The organism is Streptomyces sp. NBC_01116 (assembly GCF_041435495.1).
Classification (GTDB): Bacteria; Actinomycetota; Actinomycetes; order Streptomycetales; family Streptomycetaceae; genus Streptomyces.
This window is the reverse complement of record NZ_CP108644.1, coordinates 8,404,395-8,427,192: the sequence shown is the minus strand read 5'-3', so window position 1 is coordinate 8,427,192 and position 22,798 is coordinate 8,404,395. Positions and strand designations below refer to the sequence as shown.

The 22,798-nt window shown below is 71.4% G+C and carries 23 protein-coding genes; 11 read left to right on the top strand and 12 right to left on the bottom strand.

The features are described from left to right. Nucleotides 1-45: 45 nt before the first annotated feature. Entirely contained in the window at nt 46-915 is an 870-nt protein-coding gene (locus OG245_RS36560) for a class II fructose-bisphosphate aldolase (protein ID WP_371627632.1), read from the top strand. A gap of 86 nt (nt 916-1,001) precedes the next feature. Here the strand turns inward: OG245_RS36560 and OG245_RS36555 are convergent, their stop codons facing one another. The 5 genes from OG245_RS36555 to OG245_RS36535 all read right to left on the bottom strand — a co-directional run bounded on the left by OG245_RS36555 (nt 1,002) and on the right by OG245_RS36535 (nt 6,710). Then, nucleotides 1,002-2,039 (bottom strand): hydroxyacid dehydrogenase, encoded by a 1,038-nt coding sequence (locus OG245_RS36555; RefSeq protein WP_371627631.1) that lies wholly within the window; start codon nt 2,037-2,039, stop codon nt 1,002-1,004. After that, nucleotides 2,036-2,965 (bottom strand): carbohydrate ABC transporter permease, encoded by a 930-nt coding sequence (locus tag OG245_RS36550; protein ID WP_371627630.1) that lies wholly within the window; start codon nt 2,963-2,965, stop codon nt 2,036-2,038. The genes OG245_RS36555 and OG245_RS36550 overlap by 4 nt, the downstream gene beginning before the upstream one ends. After that, a complete protein-coding gene (locus tag OG245_RS36545) occupies nt 2,962-3,963 on the bottom strand; it encodes a carbohydrate ABC transporter permease (protein WP_371627629.1) in 1,002 nt (333 codons plus the stop codon). Before OG245_RS36545 ends, OG245_RS36550 begins: the two co-directional genes overlap by 4 nt. A 79-nt stretch (nt 3,964-4,042) precedes the next feature. Next, nucleotides 4,043-5,350, bottom strand: coding sequence for a sugar ABC transporter substrate-binding protein (locus OG245_RS36540; RefSeq protein ID WP_371627628.1), 1,308 nt, complete (start codon nt 5,348-5,350; stop codon nt 4,043-4,045). Between the two features lie 223 nt (nt 5,351-5,573). Then, a complete protein-coding gene (locus OG245_RS36535) occupies nt 5,574-6,710 on the bottom strand; it encodes a substrate-binding domain-containing protein (protein WP_371627627.1) in 1,137 nt (378 codons plus the stop codon). A gap of 402 nt (nt 6,711-7,112) precedes the next feature. Between OG245_RS36535 and OG245_RS36530 the strand changes: the two genes are divergently transcribed. Beyond that, nucleotides 7,113-9,542 carry a polysaccharide lyase 8 family protein gene (locus OG245_RS36530; protein ID WP_371627626.1) on the top strand — a complete coding sequence of 810 codons (2,430 nt, stop codon included), beginning with the start codon at nt 7,113-7,115 and terminating at the stop codon, nt 9,540-9,542. A gap of 78 nt (nt 9,543-9,620) precedes the next feature. Here the strand turns inward: OG245_RS36530 and aac(3) are convergent, their stop codons facing one another. Then, the gene (gene aac(3) / locus OG245_RS36525; RefSeq protein ID WP_371627625.1) at nt 9,621-10,475 is read right to left on the bottom strand and encodes an aminoglycoside 3-N-acetyltransferase; all 855 of its coding nucleotides are present in this window, start codon (nt 10,473-10,475) and stop codon (nt 9,621-9,623) included. 140 nt (nt 10,476-10,615) lie between these two features. Between aac(3) and OG245_RS36520 the strand changes: the two genes are divergently transcribed. Next, complete coding sequence (locus OG245_RS36520; RefSeq protein WP_371627624.1) at nt 10,616-11,128, top strand: DinB family protein; 513 nt, start codon at nt 10,616-10,618, stop codon at nt 11,126-11,128. Between the two features lie 64 nt (nt 11,129-11,192). Here OG245_RS36520 and OG245_RS36515 read toward each other — a convergent pair whose 3' ends face one another. Then, nucleotides 11,193-11,693, bottom strand: a complete 501-nt coding sequence (locus tag OG245_RS36515; RefSeq protein ID WP_371627623.1) for a GNAT family N-acetyltransferase — start codon at nt 11,691-11,693, stop codon at nt 11,193-11,195. A gap of 465 nt (nt 11,694-12,158) precedes the next feature. Between OG245_RS36515 and OG245_RS36510 the strand changes: the two genes are divergently transcribed. Next, complete coding sequence (locus OG245_RS36510) at nt 12,159-13,667, top strand: hypothetical protein (protein ID WP_371627622.1); 1,509 nt, start codon at nt 12,159-12,161, stop codon at nt 13,665-13,667. A 57-nt stretch (nt 13,668-13,724) separates the two neighbouring features. On the opposite strand, the gene OG245_RS36505 is transcribed toward OG245_RS36510, so the two are convergent. Together OG245_RS36505 and OG245_RS36500 are read right to left on the bottom strand one after the other, a co-directional pair. After that, complete coding sequence (locus OG245_RS36505) at nt 13,725-13,895, bottom strand: DUF6381 family protein (protein ID WP_371627621.1); 171 nt, start codon at nt 13,893-13,895, stop codon at nt 13,725-13,727. Nucleotides 13,896-14,048: 153 nt separating this feature from the next. Beyond that, nucleotides 14,049-14,483 (bottom strand): hypothetical protein, encoded by a 435-nt coding sequence (locus OG245_RS36500; protein ID WP_371627620.1) that lies wholly within the window; start codon nt 14,481-14,483, stop codon nt 14,049-14,051. Between the two features lie 193 nt (nt 14,484-14,676). Between OG245_RS36500 and OG245_RS36495 the strand changes: the two genes are divergently transcribed. Further along, on the top strand, nt 14,677-15,171 hold the full coding sequence (locus OG245_RS36495; RefSeq protein WP_371627619.1) for a helix-turn-helix domain-containing protein: 495 nt from the start codon (nt 14,677-14,679) through the stop codon (nt 15,169-15,171). Further along, nucleotides 15,164-15,550 (top strand): DUF4180 domain-containing protein, encoded by a 387-nt coding sequence (locus OG245_RS36490; RefSeq protein ID WP_371627618.1) that lies wholly within the window; start codon nt 15,164-15,166, stop codon nt 15,548-15,550. Before OG245_RS36495 ends, OG245_RS36490 begins: the two co-directional genes overlap by 8 nt. Nucleotides 15,551-15,679: 129 nt before the next feature. Here OG245_RS36490 and OG245_RS36485 read toward each other — a convergent pair whose 3' ends face one another. Next, complete coding sequence (locus OG245_RS36485; protein WP_371627617.1) at nt 15,680-16,663, bottom strand: sporulation protein; 984 nt, start codon at nt 16,661-16,663, stop codon at nt 15,680-15,682. Between the two features lie 383 nt (nt 16,664-17,046). Here OG245_RS36485 and OG245_RS36480 point away from each other — a divergent pair, with 383 nt between their 5' ends. From OG245_RS36480 to OG245_RS36460, 5 genes are all read left to right on the top strand, one after another. After that, nucleotides 17,047-18,384 carry a hemolysin family protein gene (locus tag OG245_RS36480; protein WP_371627616.1) on the top strand — a complete coding sequence of 446 codons (1,338 nt, stop codon included), beginning with the start codon at nt 17,047-17,049 and terminating at the stop codon, nt 18,382-18,384. Continuing rightward, complete coding sequence (locus tag OG245_RS36475) at nt 18,381-19,397, top strand: hemolysin family protein (RefSeq protein ID WP_371627615.1); 1,017 nt, start codon at nt 18,381-18,383, stop codon at nt 19,395-19,397. Before OG245_RS36480 ends, OG245_RS36475 begins: the two co-directional genes overlap by 4 nt. Nucleotides 19,398-19,522: 125 nt before the next feature. Beyond that, nucleotides 19,523-20,143, top strand: a complete 621-nt coding sequence (locus tag OG245_RS36470) for an L-threonylcarbamoyladenylate synthase (protein ID WP_371627614.1) — start codon at nt 19,523-19,525, stop codon at nt 20,141-20,143. 75 nt (nt 20,144-20,218) lie between these two features. Further along, nucleotides 20,219-20,839 (top strand): hypothetical protein, encoded by a 621-nt coding sequence (locus OG245_RS36465; protein ID WP_371627613.1) that lies wholly within the window; start codon nt 20,219-20,221, stop codon nt 20,837-20,839. A gap of 116 nt (nt 20,840-20,955) precedes the next feature. Then, entirely contained in the window at nt 20,956-21,180 is a 225-nt protein-coding gene (locus OG245_RS36460; RefSeq protein WP_371627612.1) for a hypothetical protein, read from the top strand. Here OG245_RS36460 and OG245_RS36455 read toward each other — a convergent pair. Continuing rightward, nucleotides 21,165-21,734, bottom strand: coding sequence for an AAA family ATPase (locus tag OG245_RS36455; protein ID WP_371628089.1), 570 nt, complete (start codon nt 21,732-21,734; stop codon nt 21,165-21,167). The genes OG245_RS36460 and OG245_RS36455 overlap by 16 nt on opposite strands. 35 nt (nt 21,735-21,769) lie before the next feature. Then, nucleotides 21,770-22,711 (bottom strand): ATP-binding cassette domain-containing protein, encoded by a 942-nt coding sequence (locus OG245_RS36450; protein WP_371628088.1) that lies wholly within the window; start codon nt 22,709-22,711, stop codon nt 21,770-21,772. Nucleotides 22,712-22,798 lie beyond the last annotated feature (87 nt).

Here is a 22,798-nt window from a genome sequence, read left to right as displayed (position 1 = left end):
CCGGCCGCCCCTCCCAGCCCGACGGTCCCTCACCCCGGAGTCGCCATGTCCATCGCAGCCACCGGCGATCTGATCGCCGAGGCCGCCGCACAGCACCGTGCGGTCGCCGCGTTCAACGTCATCACCCTGGAACACGCGGAGGCCATCGCCGAGGGCGCGGAGGCGGCGGGATCGCCGGTGATCCTGCAGATCAGCGAGAACGCGGTCGCCTACCACCGGGGCCGGCCGCGGCCGCTCGCGCGCGCCGCGGCGGAGGTGGCCGACCAGGCCGCCGTACCCGTCTCCCTGCACCTCGATCATGTGCAGTCGACCGAACTGCTGCACCGGGCGGCGGACTGCGGTTTCAGTTCGGCGATGTTCGACGCCGCCCGCCTGCCGTACACGGAGAACCTGGCGGCCACCCGTGCCGCCGTCGTCTGGGCGCACGAGCGGGGCCTGTGGCTGGAGGCCGAGCTGGGGCAGGTCGGCGGGAAGAACGGGGAGCCCGCGCTCGACGCCCATGCGCCCGGGGCCCGTACGGATCCCGACGAGGCGCGGTCGTTCGTCGCGGCCACCGGGGTCGACGCGCTGGCCGTGGCGGTCGGCACCTCGCACGCCATGACCTCGCGGGACGCCGTCATCGACCACGGTCTGCTGAGCAGGCTGTGTGAGGCCGTACCGGTTCCGCTGGTGCTGCACGGTTCGTCCGGAGCCTCCGACGAGGAGCTGGCGCGCGCCGTGGCGGGCGGGATCCGGAAGGTCAACATCGGCACCGCGCTGAACATCGCGATGACCGGGGCGATACGGGAGCGGCTGGCCCGCGACGACCGGGGCGTGGATCCGCGCCGCTATCTGTCGGACGGCCGGGACGCGATGGCCCGCACGGTGGCCCGCATGATCGCGGTGCTGCCCTCGGGGCGGATGCACGCCGCGTGACGGTACGCCGGGGACGTCCCGGACAGGGCGTCCCCGGCGTATCGGCAGGACCGGCGCGCGGGACCGGTGTGCGGGCGGAGCAGGGGTCAGGCCTGCTGGTGCAGGGTGCGGGGGTCCACCGGGTGGGCGAACGGCAGGCCGTGCGCGTAGCGTTCGAGTTCGTCGACGGCGGCGTCCGCGAGCCGGTGGAGTTCCCCGCCCTGCGACCCGGCGATGTGCGGGGTCAGGAGCACGTTCCGCAGGTCGTAGAGAGGTGAGTCGGCGGGCAGGACTTCCGGCTCCGTGTGGTCGAGCACGGCGTTCAGACGCCCCGAGACCAGCTCCTTCACGAGCGCGTCGGTGTCCACCAGGGAGCCGCGCGCGGTGTTGACGAGGGTCGCCCCGTCCCGCATGAGGGCCAGACGCCCGGCGTCGAACAGATGCCGCGTCGAGGGGAGTTCCGGGGCGTGGATGCTGACGACGTCGCTCCGTGCCGCCAGGTCGTCGAGGTCTGCGCGCTCCACGCCCAGGGCCCGGGCGCCGTCCTCGTCCAGGTACGGATCGTGGACCAGGACGCGCAGATCGTAGGGGCGCAGCAGTTCGACGACGCGACGTCCGATGCGGGAGGCTCCGACGATGCCCACGGTGCGGCGGTAGTTGCCGACGGCGGGGAACCGCCTCAGGGCGTTCACCCGGGAGCGGGTCTCGCGGTAGACGCGGGCGCTCTCCAGGATCTGCTTGTTGGCGAAGAGGATCGCCGCGACCGTGTACTCCGCGACCGGGAGGGCGTTGGCCGTCGCGGCGGTGCTGACGGCGATGCCCCGGTCCCAGACGTCCTGGGTGATGTGGTGCTTGACGGAGCCGGCGGCGTGGACGACCGCGCGCAGCCGGGGCATGGCGCCCAGTGCCGCCGGGCCGAGCGGCGGGCAGCCCCAGCCGGTGAACAGGACCTCGGCCTCGCGGAGCCCGGTGCGCTGGGCGGGGTCGTCGTCGCCGAAGTCGGTGACGAGGAGGCCGGGGACGAGGTCGGCGACGCGGGCGAGCCGGTCCAGGGCTTCCGGGGCCAGGATCGCCGTCCGGGTCTCGCCGCTCATCGCCAGGACGGTGCGGGGGCGGGTCCGCTGGGGCGCGGCGGAGTGGCTCACTTGACGGCTCCTGCGGTGAGGCCCGAGCGCCAGAAGCGCTGGAGGCAGAGGAAGGCGACGATCAGGGGGACGACGGCGACGAGCGAGCCGATGATGACCAGCGGGTAGAGCTCGGGCTGCTGGTAGACGTTCTGGTTCCACATGTAGAGGCCCAGGTTGACCGGGTAGAGCCGGTCGTCGTTGAGCATCATGAGCGCGCCGTAGAAGTTGTTCCAGCTCGCGGTGAAAGAGAACAGGAAGATGGTCACGAAGCCGGGCGCCATCATCGGCAGGGCGACCTTGACGAAGGTCCGCACTTCCCCCGCCCCGTCCATCCGGGCCGCTTCCAGGACCTCGCCCGGTACGTACCCCTCGGAGAAGACGCGGGCCAGGTAGACGCCGAACGGGTTCACCAGGCTCGGGATCAGGACGGCCCAGTAGGTGTTGACGAGGCCCAGTTCGGAGGCCATCAGGTAGAGCGGGAGCTGGACGACGGTCGAGGGGATGAGGACGCCGACGAGGACGACCCCGAACCACTTCTCCCGGCCGCGGAAGGCGTATGTGTCGAAGGCGTAGCCGCAAGCGACCGAGATGAGGGTGGAGAGCCCGGAGGCGACGACGGTGTACAGGAGGCTGTTGAGCAGCCAGCGGACGAAAACCCCGTCGTCGTAGGCGAGGAGGGCGTCGAGATTGGCCAGGAACTGGAAGTCGCCGAGGCTGAACGGGTTGGTGGCGAACAGGTCCCGGTAGCTCTTGGTGGAGGCGATCAGGAGCCAGGTCAGCGGCATCAGGGTGTAGACGGCGACGACGGCGAGGACGCCGTTGACCATGACGCGGGAGGTGATTCCCCGGCCCCGGCGGTCGGGCGGCGGGGCGGAACGGCGTCCGGCGCGGCGGGGCGGCGTCGGCGCGGGCGGTGCGTCGGGGGTGGCTGTCTGGGTGCTCATGAGGCCTTCCACCGGTTGCCGAGCTTGGTGACGACGAAGGACAGCAGTCCGGCGACGAGGGCGAGCAGGAGGGAGCTCGCGGCGGCCAGGCCGTAGTCGTGGCCCTTGAAGGCCGCGGTGTAGATGAACATGGTCGGCGACCAGTCCTCGCCCATGGTGTTGGCGCGCAGTTGTACGAGCTTGGGGGCGTCGAAGAGCTGGATGGCGCCGACGCAGGTGAACAGCAGGGTCAGGACGACCGTGGGCCGGATCATGGGGATCTTGACCTGGAGGGCGGTGCGCAGGGCTCCGGCGCCGTCGACGGTCGCCGCTTCCAGGACCTCGCGGGGAACGGCCTGGAGACCCGCGTAAAAGATGATCATGTTGTAGCCGGTCCACTGCCAGGCGGAGATGTTGACGACCGAGAAGATCGCCTCGTCCTGGCCGAAGAAGTTCCACTGGGCGCCGAGCGCGTCGAGGGCGTCGGTGATGGGGCTGAGACCCGGCGTGTAGAGGTAGAGCCAGATCAGCGAGGCGATCAGGCCGGGTACCGCGTGCGGCAGGAAGTAGGCGATCTGGAAGAAGCGCCGGGCCCGGGCCATGGTCGAGTCGACGAGCAGGGCCAGGACGAGCGCTCCGCCGACCATCGCGGGGATGTAGAGCGCGCAGTAGAACGCGATGTTCCCGAACGAGCGCAGGAACGCCTCGTTGCCCAGGGCTTCGGTGAAGTTGCCGAGTCCGGCGAAGACCCGCTCGGTGCCGCCGAATCCCAGACCGGAGGATTCCTCGCGGTAGAGGCTCATCCAGGCCGCGTAGATCATCGGCAGGACCGTGACGGCGGTGAACAGGGCGAAGAACGGGACCGTGAACAGGGCGACCGCCCGGCGCTGTCCGCGTCGGGTGCCGGGGCCGCCCGGCCTTTCCGGTCGGGCGGAGACGGCCGGACCGGCGGGACCTGCGGGCGGCGGCGCGGCCTGGGGCGCCGAGGTCTTGGCCGGCCGGGCGAGTGGGGCTGCCACCTGATGCTCCTTCGGCTGGATGGGGTGGGCGGGGAGGGGGCGCGGGCTGCCCGGCACGGTGTCCCGGGCAGCCGTGCGGCTACTTGTCGAGCTTCAGGCCGCGGTCGGTGATCGCCCTCTCGCCCTTCGCCTGACCGGAGCCGAGCATCTTCGTGTGGTCGCTGCCCGCGGCCATCTGCGCCGAGACGACCTGCTGCTGCACCGGGCCCCAGGTCCAGCCGGGCACGATGGTGTCGGCGGCCTCGCCGGCCACGGCGTAGACGTCCTGGCCGGCGAAGTAGGAGGTGTCGAACTCCTTCGCCGCCGCGGCGCGCATGCCCTCGTTGGCGGGCAGGGCGCTGCTGGGGGCCTGGAGCGAGCTGAGGCGGGCGGTCATGGCCGCGGGGTCGGTGGTGACCCACTTGATGAACTCGGCGGCCGCCTCGGTGTGTTCGCTGCCCTTGGGCACGATGTAGGAGGTCCCGCCGTACATGCCGGTGCTCGGCTCGCCGTCCCAGGTGGGCAGGGGCGCTATGCCCCACTTGCCCTTGCTGTCGGGGTAGCTGACGGGGAAGGTCCCAGCGCTCCAGGCGGCGCCGATGACGGTGGCGACCTTGCCGGTGGAGCGCTCCTTGGCCTCGCCCTCGCCCCAGAGCGGGGTCCGGGAGGCGAGGCCGTCGCCAAGGAGGTCGTCCCAGTAGGCGGCGACCTTGCGGGAGGCCGGGTCGTCGATGTTCACCTTCCAGGCGTCGCCGCTGGTGCCGTACCACTGGGCGCCGGCCTGCCAGGCGAGGCCGGAGAGCAGGGCGGGGTCGCCGCCGCCGAAGTTGGTGATGGTGACGTCGGGGTCGGCCCGGTGGATCTTCTCGGCGGCCGTGCGGTACTCGGCCCAGGTCGTCGGCACCTCGACGCCGTGCTTCGTGAACAGGTCCTTGCGGTAGAAGAGCTGGATGGGCGTGACGTCGAACGGCACCGCCCAGGTGGAGCCGCCGAGGTTGACCAGGGACTGGACCGCCTCGGGGAACTCCTTCTTCACCAGCTCTCCTGAACTGGGCGTGAGGTCCACCAGGTTGCCCTCGCTGGCGTACTCGGGCAGGGCGGAGTAGTCCATGGTGGCCACGTCGGGGGCGTTGCCGCCCTTGACCGCGTTGGACAGCTTGGTGACGCCCTCGGGCCCCGCGGGCACCAGGGAGAACGTGACCTTGATGCCGGTCTGCGACTTGTTGAACGCGTCGGCCGTCTCCTTGGCGCCCAGGGCGGACGACCAGAAGGTGAGGGTGACGGGCTTGCCGTCGCCGGGACCCGAGGCATCCGAGGCCGATCCGCCGCCGCAGGCGGTGGCGAGCAGGGCGAGTGAGGCGGCGGACGCCGCGAGGGCGAGGCGGGACGTGCGGGCGTTACGGGGCATGGGCCGGCTCCTACGGGACCTCGAACTGCGGGAGATGAGGTGAACGGCACACATCATTTTGCGCGGAAGTGATCGCCGTCAAGAGCAAATGACCAAATCAATCGAATCGATCATCTCCGAATTGGAGTCCCGGCGCCGAACCGTCGCCGTCCGGACACGCGAAGAGCCGTACCCGCAGGGCCTGTTGACCCCGGACACGGCTCCTGGCGCGGCACTTCCTCCGTCAGGGGGCGGCTGCGACCGCCCCGCAGGAGACCCGGATCCGCAGGGTGGGCAGGATGTCCAGGTGCCGGCGGGCCCCCGGGCCCCGGGCCGCCTCCCCCGCCCTCGCGTCCTTCGCGCCCGGCGCCGCCACGCCGAGGCGGTCCAACAGGAGCCGGGCGGCGGCGGCTCCCACGGCGTGCTTGTCCGGGGCCACGGCGGTGAGCGGCAGGTCGGCGAGTCCGGCGACCTCGTCGTCGTAGGCGATCACCGCGAGGTCCTCCGGCACCCGCACACCCCGCGCCTGGAGCCGCGGGATGAGGACGATCGCGTCCGCGTCGCTGTGCACGATCGCGGCGGTCACGTTGCCGCTCGCCACGGCCTCGCACAGGTACTCCAGGGTCCGCTCGAACCGCTTCGCCTCCGAACGCGACGAGGCGTCGTCCAGCGGCGCGGCCGACACCGGGGTCAGCCCCAGGGCCTCCACGGCGGCCCGGTATCCGACCCGGAGCCGGGGAGCGGTCGGGCTGTCCTGCACGGCGAGCGCGATCGCCCGGTGCCCCAGCCCGGCCAGGTGCGCCACCGCCTCGGCGGCGCCGTGCGCGTGGTCCGAGCGCACCCGGTCCAGGCCCGCCGCCGGATGGCCGAGGGGCGCCGAGCGCTCCACCAGGACGACCGGGACCTCCTGCTCCACCGTCCACAGCCCCTCACCCCGCTCCGGGCAGCCGCGCTCCCAGCTCGGCGTCAGCAGGAGTCCGTCGGCACCGGTGGACAGCAGCCGGCGGGCCTGGGCGGCGTCCTCGTCGGGGAGGTAGCGGGAGAGCCCGATCGTCAGCCGGGCGCCCGCGGCCTCGACGGTCTGCCGGGCGCCGCGCACGACGTCCGCGTAGTAGTACTCGGTGGTCGGCACCACCATGCCCACCACCAGTCCTTCGGCGGGGGGCGCGGCGGCCGGAGCCGGCCGGGACTGCCCGGTGGGCCACACCACCGCACCGTGCAGCCGCTCCACGAGGCCCTGGGCGGCCAGCGCCTCGACGTCCCGGCGCAGGGTGACGGCGGACATGCCGAGCTCCTCGGCGAGTTCGGCGACGCGCAGACTGCCGCGCTCGCGGACGAGCTCGAGCACCCGCTCGTGGCGCTGGTCGACGTGCAGTCGCATGGATCCCCCTGGACTCGGAGACGGCTGGGCTCTGGTCTGACGGTGTTCCGGCGGACGGTGGGCCGTCGCCCGGGCGACGGCAATCGCCCGGACTCCTGTTCCCGCACGGCTGCCTCCCGGGACGCGTCCGACACGCCTCAACCATATCGATCACATGCGCTCGAAACGATCCGTGCGCAGTTTTGCCCCGATGCGACGGGCGCACGCCGGTTCACGCCCGGACAGCCAATACACACCCCGAGAAACGATCGATACGATCAATTCGGCCAAAATCATTGAGCGAGTCGTCTGGCGGCTGCTAGAAAGTGCCCGCCCGCTCAGAACAGTCGGATCCCGGGAACAGTTCAGCGCCCCGCGCGCCGGGTTCCCGGCGGAGACACGTCACCGACCCGGAGCTCCCTCATGACTTCTGCCTGGTCCCGCCGTACGTTCCTGGCCACCTCCGCGGCGCTCACCGCCGCGAGCGGCGGAGCGCTGACGCTCGCCGCGCCCGCCACTGCCGCCCCCTCCGTCTCCCCCTCCGCCCCCGAGGACGATCCGTACCCCGCGCTCCGCGCCGCCTGGAGCGCGCTGATCCTCGGCGAGGGCTTCAGCCCGACCGCCGAACCCTTCAAGAGCCGGCTGGCCGACCTCGGCGCGAGCGCCTCGCACCTGCTGGAGACCATGGCGCCGGCGGAGGGCTCGCTCTGGCCCGACGCGGTGTTCGCGGATCCGGACCCGGACACGGACGCCGAGTCGTACGTCTTCTCGGGACGGATGGCCGACAGCTTCATCCGCCTGAACACCCTGGCCCAGGCCTACCGCCAGCAGGGCACCGGCCTCACCGGGAGCACCGGGCTGCGCGACGCGGTGCTCACCGGCCTGGAGCACCTCAGCACCCAGGTCTACCACGACGGCCAGGCCCGGTACGGAAACTGGTACAGCTGGCAGATCGGCGCACCACAGGCCCTGCTGGACGTATGCGTACTGATGTACGACGTCATCGCCCCGGAGCGGCTCACGCGCTACTGCGCCGCCGTCGACCATTTCGTACCGGACTCCGCCGTCGCCTCGTACACCGGGACCAGCACCGGGGCGAACCGCGTCGACCTCTGCCGGGTCCTGGCCCTGCGCGGGGTCGTCGGAGGGAGCGCGGCGAAGATCGCGCTGGCCCGGGACGCCCTCTCCCCCGTCTTCCCGCTGGTGACGAGGGGCGACGGCCTGTACGCCGACGGCTCGTTCATCCAGCACACCACCGTGCCGTACACCGGCAGTTACGGATCGGTGATGCTCGGCGGACTCGGTCTGCTGTTCGCGCTGCTGAAGGGGACCGACTGGGAGGTCACCGACCCCCAGCGGCAGGTGGTGTTCGACGCGGTGGAGAACGCCTGGGCCCCGTTCCTGTTCAACGGCCTCGTCATGGACTCCGTCGCGGGGCGCGCCATCAGCCGCGGCGCGGTCGACGACCACCGGCGCGGACACCCGATCCTCGCCTCCGTCGTCCTGCTGGGCCGGGGCGCGTCGGACGCCGAGAACAACCGGTGGCGGGGGCTCGTCAAGGGATGGGCGCAGCGCGACCACTACAGCCCGCCGCTGAGCAACCCCTCGCTCGGGCTCACCGCGCTGGCCCGGATCAAGGACGTCCTGGACGACACCTCGCTCACTCCGGTCCCCGAGCCGGAGGGCCACCGGCTCTTCCCCGACATGGCGCGGGCCACGCACCGCCGTCCGGGTTGGGCGGCGTCGCTGAGCATGGCCGACCGGCGGATCACCTACTACGAGACCGGCAACGGCGAGAATCTGCGCGGCTGGCACACCGGATCGGGGATGCTCTACTGGTGGGGCGACAGCTTCGCCAACGGCCAGTACAGCGACGCCTTCTGGCCCACCGTCGACCCGTACCGGCTGCCCGGCACCACGGCCTCGCGCAAGGTGCTGGCCGACGGGGCGGGCGGCGACTGGGGCACGTCGCTCCCCGATGTGAACTGGGTCGGCGGCGTCACCGACAAGAAGCGAGCCACCGTGGGGCAGTACCTCAAGGGACTGTCCAGCACGCTGATGGCGAAGAAGTCCTGGTTCTTCCTCGACGACACCGTCGTGTGCCTGGGCGCGGGCATCCACAGCCGCGACGGCGCGGCCGTGGAGACCACCGTCGACAACCGCAACCTCGGGCCGACGGGCAACGCCCCCTTCACCGTCGACGGCTCGGTGAAACCCCGCACGGTCCCCTGGTCGGCGACGCTGACCGGCACGTCCTGGGCGCATCTCGGCGGGCACGGCGGTTACGTGTTCCCGGGCGGGGCCACCGTGAAGGCGCTGCGGGAGGACCGTACGGGCCGCTGGCGCGACATCAACAAGGCGGGCTCCACGGACCCGCTCTCCCGGAAGTACCTCACCCTCTGGTTCGACCACGGCAAGGACCCGTCCGACGCCGCGTACGCGTACCAGCTCCTGCCCGGCGCGTCCGAACAGCGCACGGCGGCACGAGCGGCGGACTACGGCTGGCTGAGGGTGCTCGCCAACACGGACGATCAACAGGGGGTGGCGGTGGACTCGCTCGGGCTGACCGCTGTCAACTTCTGGTTCGGCGGGAGCGTCGGGCCGCTGGCGGCGGACGCCCCGTGCTCCGTGATGGTCACCGAGCACGCCGACGGGACGGCGACGGTGTGCGTGAGCGACCCCATGCGGATGCGGACGAGCCTGACCCTCACGTGGAACCGGGCCGTCGCCTCGGTCGTGTCGAAGCCGGCGACGGTGTCGTCGGCGACCGCGGGGCCGTCGCTGCGCCTCGTCTTCGGCGACCTCTCCGGGACGCGCGGGGCGACCCAGACGATCAAGGTACGGCTGTCCTGAACGAACCGCCCGGCGGATCGCGTGGCGGTTCAGAACAGCCGCACGCTGCCCGCCGGGCACGGCGTTCGGGGGAGGGCGTCAGGCGTCCCGGTTCAGGTGCTCCTCGATCCAGCGGACGCCGAACTCCACGGCCGGACCGGCGTCGAACAGACAGCTCCTGGCCGCCCCGACGAGACCCTCCCGCCCGATACCCGCGGCGAGCATGCTCCCGACGATCGCCGCGAAGGGGTCCTGGCCTTCGGGCACGGCCGAGGAGTAGTCGAACGCACCGTGCTCGGAGTCGATGTCGTGGAAGGTGCGCCAGACCCGCTCGCCCTCCACCTCGATGGGCTGTTCGTACGTCACGAACCGTTTGCCCGGGGCCTGGGCCAGCGCTTCCGCATGGTGGAGCAACGTCATCGACTCCCGGGGCGCGCCGAGGAGCAGCACCCGGCCACCGCGGGCCACCAGACGCGCCAGCGGGCTGCCGGGGCCGTGCGGGTCGTCCCACGGGTGGGCGTCCATCAGGGCGGCGGCCGAGGCGCCGAGCGCCGCGAGACTCACATCGGGGTGACGGCTGCGTACCGCCCCGGGCCTGCGGCGCACGGCCTCCGGGAGGCGGCCGTTGGCGTGCTCGGCCTCGCTCGTCTCCGGGTCGAACGCCGGGTGGTGGGCGCGCACGGCCTCCTGCCAGGCACGGGGCCAGGCGGTGAAGTCGTAGGGCGGAGCGTCGTTCCAGCCGCAGGTGACCAGCAGCGTGCCGGTCGGCCCCACCACGTCCAGCAGGGCGTCGATGACGGTCCGGGAACCGCCGGGGACGTAGCCGATCGCGGAGAGCCGCGTATGGAACATCACGGTGTCGCCCGCGGCGAGACCGAGTCCGGCCAGGTCGTCCCGGATCCGGCCCCGGGTCACCGGCCCGTCGGAGCGTCGCAGCAGTTCCCTCTCGTCCATGCCTCACCACCCTAGGTGTTCTGTCCAGGGAGGTTGTGGACGGGTGAGGCCGGGCCTGACCGGGCGGACACGGGCCGGTCATACTGTCGGCCGGAAACGGACCGGGAAACGGACCGGCGAACGGACTGGGGGACATCATCATGACGAACGACGACCGGATCGGGCCTCCGCTGCTGGGGAGCGAGCGCGAGACGCTGCGGGCCTTTCTCGACTACCAGCGGGAGACCCTCGCCATGAAGTGCGCGGGGCTGGGCGACGAGGAGTTGCGCGAGCGGTCGATGCCGCCGTCCACCTTGTCCCTGCTGGCTCTGGTGCGCCATCTGACCGAGGTGGAACGCGCCTGGTTCCGGAGGGTCTTCGAGGACGAGGCGGCACCGATGGTGTGGTCGGAGGAGGCGTTCGACTTCCAGGCGGCGTACGACGCGAGCGCCGCGACCCGGGCCGAGGCGTTCACCGCCTGGGAAGCGGAGGTGGAGACCTCGCGCCGGATCGAGCGGGAGGCGGCCTCGCTGGATCTGGTGGGGCGTCAGCCGCGCTGGGAGAAGGACGTCTCGCTGCGGATGGTCATGGTGCACGTCCTGCTGGAGTACGGCCGCCACAACGGTCACGCGGACCTGCTGCGCGAAGGGGTGGACGGCACGGTGGGCGCCTGAGACCGCGGCGGGCGGCCGGCCCCCCGCGCGCTCGACCGATGCGAGGGGAGAGGGCGGCCCCGTCTCAGCGGCGGCGGGTCAGCACGCGGGTGGTGCTGCCGTCGTCCTCCTCGATGTCCCTCATGTGCTCGAAGCCGATTCTGCGGAGCAGCGTCAACGAGGCCTCGTTCGCGGCGGCGACCGTGGCGTGGACCTCGGTCAGCCCCAGGGTGCCGAAGCCGTGGGCGACGACAGCCCGTGCCAGCTCGGTCCCCAGGCCGGCGCCCCAGGCCGTGGGGGCCAGGGCGTAGATGATCTCGTGGCCGCCGACGGCGTCGGTGCGTTTGATCTCGGCATGCCCGACGAGGCGCCCGTCGCGGCGGACGGCCCAGACGGCGAACAGGTCCTGGGCGTAGACCTTGGTGAAGACCCGCCCGAACACGGCCCGGTCCTCCGCCTCGGAGGAAGGGCCGTCGCCCATCCAGCGGGACACCTCGGTGTCCTGGAACAGGGCGACGAAGTCCTCTTCGTCCTCGGGGACGTACGGCTCCAGCAGGAGCCTCTCGGTGCGCAGGGTCGGGGTCACGGCGCGCGACGCTACCCGCGCGACGACCGCCCGGCAATCGATATTTCCCGCACACCGACGAGGGCTCAGACACCTCGACGGAGGGATCGGCCACTCTAACGAGGTAATGCCAGACAGCCGCACGGGCCAGTACCTTGGGGATGACAACGAGAAGACAAGCGACTGAGCTTCAGATGGGCCCATGTCCGAGCGCCCGACGCGGTCGGCCCAGTGGCGGAATCGCGAAGACGGGCCGACACGGCCGCTTCTGTTCCCACCCCAAGAACACGCCCCCTGCGGCAGCACGTAGCTGGAAGACGGTCGACGTCACGCCAGACGCATCCAGGCGAACGGTCGCCAGGACTCTTCTTCCACTCCTCGGCCGAGCGGCCGAGCGGCCGAGAACTCGGCAAGACCACCAACACCGTCAGCACTTCCAGCACTTCCAGCAGCGTCGACACTCGATCGTCTCAACGGAGTTGATTCATGAGCGGATGCGGCTGCGGGCAGCCACCGATCGCCATCGGTGGCTGTCAGCCCCCCAAACCCCCCTGCCCTCCCGTTACTTGCCCCGATCCCAAGCCGTGCGAGCACTGCGAGACGATCTCCCTGCGCGACTCCGCGCCGTACCGGATCCCAGCGACCGCGATCAGCACCGACCCGACGCCGTACTACACCATCGCCAACACCCATGCCGCACTGGACCCTGTCGTCGCCCAGACGATCCTGAACAGTGGCACGGGAGAGTTCCCGGCCGACGACGGGACGCACAACGGCCAGCACACCTGGCTCGCCGGCGTCGTCCACATCGACCCGGCGTCACTGCGCGGCAACCCCACCGACGTCACGATCAGCGCCTCGGTCCATGTCCACAACGACGGCAGGAACACGGCCTGCCGGCTCTACGGCCGCTTCGCCCTGTGGAACGGCACGACCCCCATCCGCGCCGATCTCCTGGGACCGCCCGACCTGCCGGCGGGTGGAGACGACAACGGCGTCATCCCACCGACCGCCGTGCCCCTCGCGGACGTCCTCGCGGGCAGGGTCGTCGTCGAGCTCAACCTGGAGACCGGCAACGACGACGCCTGCCGAGTCGGCCCCAAGCAATGGACCGTCGACAGCCTCGTCCTCACCGTCCAGGCGTCCGCCCCGGGCTGCGGCAGGCCGTTCCTCCGTACGACCTGCCGCACCTGCGACGGCACGGTCACCTGCACGACCGACACCCTCGACGGCTCGACCCCCTATGCCCCGGTGCCACCGGTCGTCCCGGTCGCCTCCTGCCAGGACGGCTGCGCCACCGCCCTCCCGCCGTGCATCTCCACCGACCGGGACAACGCCATCGTCCGGGGCAGCGACGGGTGTCTGTACGCGCCCGACACGCCGTCCCTGGACCCGTCCCCGTGCAATGCCGCACGGAACACCACCGGTGGACTACTCGTACCGCGGGTCGACCTGTCGGGTCTCGCGCCAGGCGGCAACGTCGGCGTCGAGCGCTCGGTGGACATCGATGTCACCGGAGCGTCCGGCTGCCCCGAGAGGTGGGAGATCGGCGCCCGCCTCACGCCGGTGAGCGCGTTCCGCAACGCCGAGCGGCAACACGCCGACCTCCTGGCCCGGACCGGTACCGACGTGCCGATCCCCGAGTCCGACATCGTGCTCCCGGAAGCCGGCGTCTACCACATCGACAGCGACGTACGGTACGCGCTCGGTTCCGCCACCGGCGGCAGCGGCTACATCATCGGCTGGCTCAGGGACGAGACCACGGACACCCTCCTGACGAGCTTCACGCAGATCGCGGCGATCAACGCCACGAGGCAGGAACAGCAGGGCGGGACCACGCACATCATGACCGAGTACACGGTCGCCTCCGGCCCCCGGACCGTCCGCCTGCACCTGATGTTCGTCCTCACCGGCGGGAAGATCTCCGACGCCGAGGCCGGCGGCACCGACAGCAACGGCGCAACCCGGATGCGCTTCCTCAAAGTCAGGGATTAGGGCGCCGCCGCGTTCCGAACGCGTTCACTCCGGCAGGCCTGTCAGGAGGGGCGGGAGTCAGGAGGGGCGGGAGTCGGCAGCCGGTTCCTCGCGCAGCAGCCGCAGAGCCTTCTCCCGCAGCCGCTGCCGGTGCTCGGGGTCGGTGGTCCGGTCGGCGGCGCGGCCCAGTTCCTCGGCGCGTTCACGGGTGCGGCGGGCTCGCTCCACCGGGGTTTCGTGCAAGCTCATGGGATGTCCTCCGTCGTCGGTCCTCCGTCGGCAAACTACGTTGCGTGCGCGACCTGAGCCCCAGCGTCACCGGAGTCGGTCCGGTCCGCATCTCGTGCGGCTACGTTCGGTGACAGCGGGAGGAGACGGGTTACCGGAGGGGGCGGCGGCCCGTCACTCAGCGGTGTGATCCGGATGTCCCGCGGTCCGCCGGGCCGCCTTCATCTCGGCCTCGTAGAGGTGATCGCGGCCGTCGGCGAGCTTCTGCCTGATCTGCCGTTCGATCGTCCGGAACACGTCGTAATAGGTGGTGTTGTACTCCTCGACGATCTGGAACGTCCAGTGTCCGGGGATCACATTGCGGCCGAGGATCTCCCGTTCGACCCGCTCGGCGTCCGGTTCGTGCCCCGCGGCGCGGAGCAGTCGTACGGCGTCGTCCAGCGCGAGGTCGGCACTCCCGGTGAGCTGATGGAAGTCGTAGAGGGCACCGCGGGCACGCTCGGCGGTCTCCAGCGCTTTGGAAAGGGCCCCGAGCGCCTCTACCGTCGCGTCGGTCACGCCTTCGGGTCGCTGGTGCCGCGGATCGGGCGGCCGGGATTCGAGGTTCATGGGATTCCTTGTCCGTGGGCGGCCGTTCGTCTCCCCCCCTGGCTGCCGGGGCTTTCCCACTCTGCTACTCGGGACTTCGTCTCACCCGCCGAGTACGTCAAGGAGGGCGAACGTCAGCACAGTCCTTCCCTAAACAACCCTATCCACGGTTCATGGAGTCCATTGAAGGTTTTTTAGAGTAGGTTACGTTCCTATGGGGAACGACGAGCGGGAGCTCTACTCGGTCGGCGAGGTGGCCGAGCTGCTGGGGCTGCATGTGCGGACCGTCCGGAACTACGTCCGCGACGGGCGGCTCAAGGCCGTCCGGATCGGCAAGCAGTACCGGATCAACAAGGAGGACCTGGCCGTCCTGACCGGTCGGCCGGCCGACGACACGGCCACGCGGCCGACGGCCGCGCCCGGACACGTGGAGGTGTCCAGCGTCGTGCAGATCGACGCGCTCGATCCGGGCGCCGCACACCGGCTGAGCACGTTCGTCACGGCGGGCGCGCAGTCCGGGCGGGACGGGTCGGACCCCCTGCGCATCCAGACGGTCTACGACAAGGAGCGAACCCGAATGAAGATCGTCGTTCTCGGCGGCGCCGCGGCCACCGCCGATCTGCTGCACATGATCGACGGCCTGCTGGGCCCGGACAGCGGCTTGTTCACCTCCACCGCCACGTCCACACCGGGGGCGGACCGTGCCTGACGTCGTCGAGTACCACGGCGTTCCGGTCCTGGTGTGCGACGCCGACGGGGTCACCGTCGCCGATGTTCAGGACGCCCTCGACCATCTGATCGGTGCCGCGTTCGCGTGTGCGGAGGTGGTCGCGTTGCCGTCCACAAGGCTGGACGACCGGTTCTTCGACCTGAGCACCGGCCTCGCCGGAGCCATCCTGCAGAAGTTCGCCAACTACCGGCTCCGCCTCGTGGTCGTCGGAGACATCGACCACCATCTGTCGGCCAGTTCTGCCCTTCCCGATCTCGTCCGCGAGGCCAATCGGGGCCGGGACATCTGGTTCGTCCGGGATCTGGACGCTCTCGCCGACCGGCTTGCTCCGAAGGTGGCCGACCGGTCGTCCGGCTGAGATCACCGCCTCCGAGGGGACGACGACCGAAAGGAGCGACGGCCGAAGGCGCGGCGATCTGCGGGGCGCCGACCGGCGGGCGGAAGGAGAAATCCCGCCCGCCGCCCCGGACCGCGTACGACGGGAGGGTCAGCCCTCGTCGTCGCCCCCCTCGCCCTCGCCGCCCTCCTCGTCCTCGAAAGCGTCGCCGATCTCGTCGACCACTTCGGCGGCGACCATGCCACCGACGACGCCGACGGCCACGCCCGCCGCGACCCCGGCCACCACCGCACCCGTGCCGGGACCCGGCCGGTGCCGGTCACCGTGGTGCTCGACGCCCGAGTGCGGCGTCGCACGGGCCTCGTGACCGGCGATGACCTCCTTCAGCCAGCCGTCCACCTGGGCGTTCCAGTCGGTGTGCGGGACCGCGTGGTGCGAGGCGGTGAAGCGGTGGACCGTGTCCTGGCCGTCGGAGAACAGTCCGGCGCGCTTGTCCGCCTCGATCACGATCTCCAGACCGCCCGACGCGGCGATGAAGGTCACCTCGATCTCGTTGACGGCGTGCGCGTGCCCGGCCGGCGGGAGGATCTCGATCTCCTGGTAGCAGGGAAGCTGCTGACCGGTGCCCCGGATGTGTCCGAGCTCCAGGTCGGCCGCCCTGAACGCGTAACCGAGCTGCCCGAAGGACTCCAGGATCGCCTCCTGCGCGGGCAGCGGCCCCACCGCGAGTGCGTCGAGGTCGCCCTTGTCCCGCGCTCCCGCGACCTCCAGCTCCGTCCGGATCCCGAGCACGGGTCCGAGGTGCTGGCCGTGGAGCTCGGTGATCGGCGTCTCCCACGGCAGGGTGACGGTGAACGGCACCGTGTGCTCGGCCTCCTCCGCAAGCCGGAACCCACCGCCGACGGTGAATCGTTCGAGGACGACCGTCCCCTCGTGCTCCTCGTCCTGGCCCTCCATCTCGACCCGGGCGACGAGAAGGAGTGAGATCCGGTCGACCGTCACGTCCGATCCGCCGCCCCGCAGGCGGACCTCTCCGGTGAGGAGGCCACCGGGCACGGCGGGACCGGGTTCCAGAACGGTGTCGACCGAGGGTCCGCCGACCCCGAGGGCTCCGAGCAACTTCTTGAACACCATGTGCGGCGTCCGCTCCTTCTGTGGATGAATGATCTCTACGGACAAGTGATCTCTACGGATGGATGATCGAGGTTGCGTGAGCCACCTCCCCGGGCAGAACATCCCGGGAAGCAAAGGGTTTCCCAAGCGCGCGCCCCCTACGCACAGTTCCGGCCATCAAGATCGCGCACCGCCCGACCGCCCCGTGCGGCTCACCGTGTGACGCCCGCCACTCCCCATTGCTTTGCGTTCCCTTTACTATCTATGGGGCGGGTTCACACCCGTCTTCCACCGTCGATCCCGACGCCCCGAACAGAGAAGGAGCTGCGCACCGCAATGGGTGAGCCTCCCAGTACGAACCGTGTCATCCCTGACCCCACGCACCGGGGGACGGAGGTGACACGGTGAGCGAAGTGGCCCTTCTCCTCCTTGCCCTCGCGCTGACACTGGCCTGTGCGGTGTTCGTCGCGGCCGAGTTCTCGCTCACCACCATCGAGCGCAGCGAGCTCGAACGCGCCGTGAAGGCCGGTGAACGCGGTGCCGAGAGCGCGCTCAAGGCAGCCAAGCGACTCACCTTCCAGCTCTCCGGCGCCCAGCTCGGCATCACCGTGACCTCGCTGATCATCGGCATGCTGGCCGAGCCGTCCCTCGCGGTGCTGCTGCGCGGCCCGCTGGAGAGCGCCGGGCTTCCGGCCGGCGCCGTGTCCACGGTCGCCACCCTCCTCGGTGTGGCCGCCTCCACCGTGGTGCTCATGGTCATCGGTGAGCTGGTCCCGAAGAACTGGGCGATCTCCAGCCCGCTCACGGTGGCCAAGGTCGTCTCGACCCCGCAGCGGGCCTTCACGGCCTGTTTCGCTCCGCTGATCCGGCACCTCAACAACACCGCGAACCGTTTCGTGCGCCGCCTGGGCCTGGAGCCGGCCGAGGAGCTGGCATCCGCCCGTACGCCGCAGGAGCTGATCGCGCTCGCTCAGCACTCCGCCCGCGAAGGCGCCATCGAGCAGGATTCGGCCGAGCTGTTCGTCCGCACCCTGCACCTGGCGGAGCTGTCCGCCGAGAACGTGATGACGCCGCGCGTCGACGTCCGGGCGCTGGAGGCCCACGCCACCGCCGCCGACGCCGCCAACCTCACGCTGGCCACCGGTCTGTCCCGCTTCCCGGTCTACCGGGACAGCCTGGACGAGGTCATCGGCACGGTCCACATCCGCGATGTGCTCGCCCTGGACGAGTCCGAGCGGGCCCGGACCCCCGTCACCGCCCTGGCGACCGAGCCCCTCCTCGTACCCGACTCGCTGCCCGTGGACCGGCTGCTCGCGCAGTTGCGCAAGCGCCGGACGATGGCCGTGGTGATCGACGAGTACGGCGGCACGGCAGGGGTCGCCACCGTCGAGGACATCGTCGAGGAAGTCGTCGGCGAGGTCCGCGACGAGCACGACCCCCATGAGCGACCCGACCTCGCACCGGCCGAGCCGCTCGGCGACGGACGCCCGGTCTGGGAGGCCGAGGGCAGCCTCCGGCTGGACCAGCTCGACCGGATCGGCTTCGGCGCGCCGGAGGGCCCCTACGAGACGCTCGCCGGCCTGCTCGCCAACCAGCTGGCCCGCATCCCGGTCCGTACGGACCGGGTGGAGGTCGACGGCTGGCAGTTCGACGTGCTCGACATCGAGCACCACCGGGCCGACCGGGTCCGCATCAGCGCGCCCGCACCGGCGCCGGCCCTCGTGGAGGAGGACGCCCGATGACCGCCATCCAGCTCGCCATCGGTGTGCTCACCCTCCTCACCAACGCGTTCTTCGTGGGCGCGGAGTTCGCCCTCATCTCGGTCCGACGCAGTCAGATCGAACCGCAGGCTCTACGGGGCGGCCGACGTGCGAAGAGCGCACTGTGGGGCCTCGAACACCTGTCGGCCGCCATGGCCACCGCGCAGCTCGGCATCACCATCTCCTCCCTGGTGCTGGGCGCCGTGGCGGAGCCGGCCATCGCCCATCTGCTGGAGCCGCCGTTCGACGCGGTCGGCGTGCCGGAGGCGCTGGTCCACCCGATCGCCTTCGTGATCGCGCTGACGCTGGCGACGTATCTGCACATGCTCATCGGCGAGATGATCCCGAAGAACATCGCGCTGGCCGCCCCCGTCGCCACCGCGCTGGCGCTGGGGCCGCCCCTGGTAGGCCTGACCCGGGCGCTGCGGCCGGTCATCTTCGGCATCAACGCCTTCGCCAACATGCTGCTGCGGCTGCTCAAGGTCGACCCCAAGGACGAGGTCGCCTCGGTGTTCACCGACGACGAGCTCGTACGGCTGGTCAAGGACTCCAGCGACGCCGGGCTGCTGGCCCCGGCCGACGGGGAGCGTCTGCGGGACGCCCTGGAGCTCGGGACCCGGCCGGTCGGCGAGGTGATGGTCCCGCTGAACCGGACCGTCACCGTCGGCCTGGGCATCACCCCGCAGGGTCTGGAGCGGGCCGCCGTCGCCTCGGGCTTCTCCCGGCTGCCGGTCACCGGACCCGACGACGGGCTGCTGGGCTACTTCCACATCAAGGACGCCCTCGGCGTGGCGGAGCGCACCAAGGCGCTGCCCACGAGCGCCCTCCACCCCGTCATCCGGGTCGAGATCGACACCCCGCTCGACGACACCCTCACCGCGATGCGTGCCGCCGGTACGCATCTCGCGGCGGTCGCCGGGGACAAGGGGACGGTCATCGGCTTCGTGACCATGGAGGACGTACTGGACGAGCTGGTGGGGGCCGCCGCGGTCTGACCGGACCGGCGGTGAACACCGCCGCGCGAAGCGGAAGAAGAGGCGGCCCGTCCTACGACGGGCCGCCTCTCACTCTTCCCGGCCGAGGGCTCTACCGGTCCGGCCCGAGCGCGTAAGCTCGGCGAATGGCCAAGTACTTCGACGTGCACCCCGCAAATCCCCAGCCCCGCACCATCAGCACGGTGGTCGACAGCATCCGGTCCGGTGCGCTCGTCGCGTACCCGACCGACTCGTGCTACGCGCTCGGCTGCCAGTTGGGCAACCGTGACGCCCTGGGCCGGATCCGGTCGATCCGGAACCTCGACGACAAGCACCACTTCACGCTGGTGTGCCACGACTTCGCGCAGCTGTCCCAGTTCGTCCGCGTGGACAACGACGTGTTCCGGGCGATCAAGGCGGCGACTCCCGGCAGTTACACCTTCATCCTCCCGGCGACGAAGGAGGTTCCCCGCCAGCTGCTGCACCCGAAGAAGAAGACGGTCGGCGTGCGCATCCCCGACCACGTGGTGACCCAGGCGCTGGTCGCCGAGCTCGGTGAGCCGCTGCTCTCCAGCACCCTGCTGCTGCCGGACGAGGAGGAGCCGCTGACGCAGGGCTGGGAGATCAAGGAGCGGCTGGAGCACGAGGTGGACGCCGTCCTCGACTCGGGCGACTGCGGCACCGAGCTCACCACGGTCATCGACTTCTCCGGCGACGATCCCGAGATCGTACGTCGCGGAGCCGGGGACACGTCCCGTTTCGAGTAGCCCGTACGGCGGCGGGGCCCGCCGCGCCGGCCGCCGGTCCTGCCCCGCCGCCCGTGACGGGGGAGACTGGCGGGCGTGACAGGTGAGCGACTGCGGTTCGACGGCTGGATCGCCGGTGTGGGTACCTCCTCGGGCACCCGGCTGGTGGTCGGCCACTGGCCGCGTTCCCCGTTCGGGGCGTTCAGCGACGTCATGGTGGAGCATCGTGACGGCGAGCGGGTCCTGCTGGCCCCGTCCGGGCGGATCGCGGACTTCGTGGCCGCCACCTACCGCTTCGACCGGATCGAGGTGGTGCCCGTGACCGTCACCGTCGCGGGCGACACCTGGATCGTCGAGGCGGGGTCGCTGCGTCTGCGGCTGCGGACGGGCCGCCGCTCCGCACTCGGCCTGCTGTTGTCCGCCGTGCCGGGCCCGCTCGCCCGCAGCCCGGTCTGGGCCGCGCTGTGCGACGTGCCGGCCCGGCTGCTGATGCCCGGCGTACGCACCCTGGGCCGTGCGGGTCCGGGACGGCGTGAGTGGTACGGGGCGCGGGGGCTGAGGCCGGTCGTGGCCGCCGACGCCACGCTGGGCGGGGTGAGCCTGGGACGGCTCACCCCGCTCGATCCGCCCGTGGCCTTCGGGTTCGGTTCCGCCCCGCGCAGCCCCTCCCTGGTGCGTGTCACCACAACGGTGGAACTCGGATCCGCCGGGCGCTGAGGCCCTCCTCGGCCCCGGGGGAGGGCGCGGATGCCTTTTCCGGAGCGGCTTCGGTTCGCCTTCCGAGGGTGCGGGCCGGGGATGCGAGGGCTCGGGGCGCGTCGCAGGGTGGACCCATGGCAAATCCCCCGATCGTCATCCACCGGCCGACCTCTTCGGGCGGCCGCCGGGTGACCGTGCACTATGAGGGCCGGGACGAGATACTCGGGCTGGCCCACAGCGACCACGACGTGATCGTGTTCCTGAACGAGGCCGGCCTCGAAGAAGCGGACCGGATTCTCGACAACCCGGTCTGGGTGGAGTGGCGGGGCGGGCGGGCCCACCACTACGAGGCGGCCTGAGGGGCCGCGTCACCTGTACCTCCCGCACCGCGCAGCCCGTCGAGGATGGCCGAAACCGTCTCCTCGGGCGTCTGACCGGATGTGTCCAGCCACAGGCCGATACGGGGCGTCCCGCTCCGCAGGTGCGCGTCGAACGCTTCGACCGTCCACTCCCCGTACCCCGTCTTCGCCCGCGTTTCCTCCCTCTCGCGCACGGTCGCGGGCGTGGGGGCGAGCACGACGACGTGGAGCGGACGGGTGCGGACCCTGGCCACGTAGCGGGGCAGGTCCTCGCCGAGGACGATGTCCTGGACGACGGCCGTCCATCCGTCGTCCGCGTAGGCGTCGGCCACCTGTGCCGAGAGCCGCTGGCGCAGGTCGAGCTGGCTCCGTGCCTCCTGCGCCTCGTCGGGTGTCATCTCCGCGCGGCCGGAGACGATCATGCGGCGGAAGACGTCTCCGCGCACATGGACCGCGCGTGGCAGGCGCTCGGCCAGGAGCTGGGCGACGGTGGACTTCCCCGCGGCCATCACTCCGGTGATCAGTACGACACAGGGGCCGAGGTCGGTGCCCATCCGGATCTTCTTCTCCTTCGCTCGTGCGGTCGGTGTCACGCGGTGCCCGCCGGGGTCGGGTCCGGGTTCCCGAACAGTTCGCGGACCTGCTCGGCGTCGGTCTCCCGCAGTTCGTCGTCCAGCAGGATCCAGCGGCTGATGCCGACGGACTCCAGGAACGGCAGGTCGTGGCTGGCGATGACGAGCGCGCCCTCGTAGGACTCCAGGGCGCTCGTCAGCTGGCGCACGCTGGCCAGATCGAGGTTGTTGGTCGGCTCGTCCAGCAGGAGCAGTTGCGGCGCGGGGGCGGCGAGCATCGTCGCCGCGAGAGCGGCCCGGAAACGTTCACCGCCGGACAGGGTGCCCGCCGGCTGCTCCGCGCGGGCCCCCTTGAAGAGGAACCGGGCGAGTTGGGAGCGGATCTGGTTGTCGGTGGTGCCCGGGGCGGTGCGGGCGACGTTGTCGGCGACGCTCAGCGCGTCGTCGAGGACGTCCAGCCGCTGCGGGAGGAACTTCAGCGGCACCGCCGCCACGGCCTCCCCGGTGCTCGGTGCGAGCTCTCCGGTGAGTGCCCGCAGCAGGGTCGTCTTGCCGGCTCCGTTGCGGCCGACCAGGGCGATGCGTTCGGGTCCCTTCACCTGGAGGCTGCCCTCGCGCAGCCGTCCGTGGGGCAGGCTCAGGTCGCGTACGGTCAGCACGGTGCGGCCCGCGGGCACCGCGGTGTGGGGCAGGCTCACCTTGATCTCGGCGTCCCGGCGAACGGCTTCGGCGGCTTCCTCCCTGCGCTCGCGGGCCTCGTCGAGCCGGTCCTCGTGGAGGCCGCGCAGCCGGTCCCCGGACTCCTGGGCCGAGCGCTTGCGTTCCCCGGCGACGATGCGCGGGGCCTTGCGCCGGCCGTCCAGCTTCTTGTCGTGGCGCTGACGGCGGGCCACCTTGATCCGGGTCTCCTCCAGTTCGCGCTGCTGACGGCGTACGTCGGCGTCGGCGGCGCGGAGCATCCGCCCGGCGGCCTCCTGCTGGGTGGCGAGGGCCTCCTGGTAGGCGGACCAGCCGCCCCCGTACCAGCCGACCGAGCCGGATCGCAG

Excerpts from the sequence above, each read along its gene's own strand:
- OG245_RS36560 (WP_371627632.1), top strand. The coding sequence starts at position 46 with ATGTCCATCGCAGCCACCGGCGATCTGATCGCCGAGGCCGCCGCACAG.
- OG245_RS36550 (WP_371627630.1), bottom strand. The coding sequence starts at position 2,965 with ATGAGCACCCAGACAGCCACCCCCGACGCACCGCCCGCGCCGACGCCG.
- OG245_RS36540 (WP_371627628.1), bottom strand. The coding sequence starts at position 5,350 with ATGCCCCGTAACGCCCGCACGTCCCGCCTCGCCCTCGCGGCGTCCGCC.
- OG245_RS36535 (WP_371627627.1), bottom strand. The coding sequence starts at position 6,710 with ATGCGACTGCACGTCGACCAGCGCCACGAGCGGGTGCTCGAGCTCGTC.
- OG245_RS36530 (WP_371627626.1), top strand. The coding sequence starts at position 7,113 with ATGACTTCTGCCTGGTCCCGCCGTACGTTCCTGGCCACCTCCGCGGCG.
- OG245_RS36520 (WP_371627624.1), top strand. The coding sequence starts at position 10,616 with ATGACGAACGACGACCGGATCGGGCCTCCGCTGCTGGGGAGCGAGCGC.
- OG245_RS36510 (WP_371627622.1), top strand. The coding sequence starts at position 12,159 with ATGAGCGGATGCGGCTGCGGGCAGCCACCGATCGCCATCGGTGGCTGT.
- OG245_RS36505 (WP_371627621.1), bottom strand. The coding sequence starts at position 13,895 with ATGAGCTTGCACGAAACCCCGGTGGAGCGAGCCCGCCGCACCCGTGAA.
- OG245_RS36500 (WP_371627620.1), bottom strand. The coding sequence starts at position 14,483 with ATGAACCTCGAATCCCGGCCGCCCGATCCGCGGCACCAGCGACCCGAA.
- OG245_RS36495 (WP_371627619.1), top strand. The coding sequence starts at position 14,677 with ATGGGGAACGACGAGCGGGAGCTCTACTCGGTCGGCGAGGTGGCCGAG.
- OG245_RS36485 (WP_371627617.1), bottom strand. The coding sequence starts at position 16,663 with ATGGTGTTCAAGAAGTTGCTCGGAGCCCTCGGGGTCGGCGGACCCTCG.
- OG245_RS36475 (WP_371627615.1), top strand. The coding sequence starts at position 18,381 with ATGACCGCCATCCAGCTCGCCATCGGTGTGCTCACCCTCCTCACCAAC.
- OG245_RS36470 (WP_371627614.1), top strand. The coding sequence starts at position 19,523 with ATGGCCAAGTACTTCGACGTGCACCCCGCAAATCCCCAGCCCCGCACC.
- OG245_RS36460 (WP_371627612.1), top strand. The coding sequence starts at position 20,956 with ATGGCAAATCCCCCGATCGTCATCCACCGGCCGACCTCTTCGGGCGGC.
- OG245_RS36455 (WP_371628089.1), bottom strand. The coding sequence starts at position 21,734 with ATGGGCACCGACCTCGGCCCCTGTGTCGTACTGATCACCGGAGTGATG.
- OG245_RS36450 (WP_371628088.1), bottom strand. The coding sequence starts at position 22,711 with ATGCTCCGCGCCGCCGACGCCGACGTACGCCGTCAGCAGCGCGAACTG.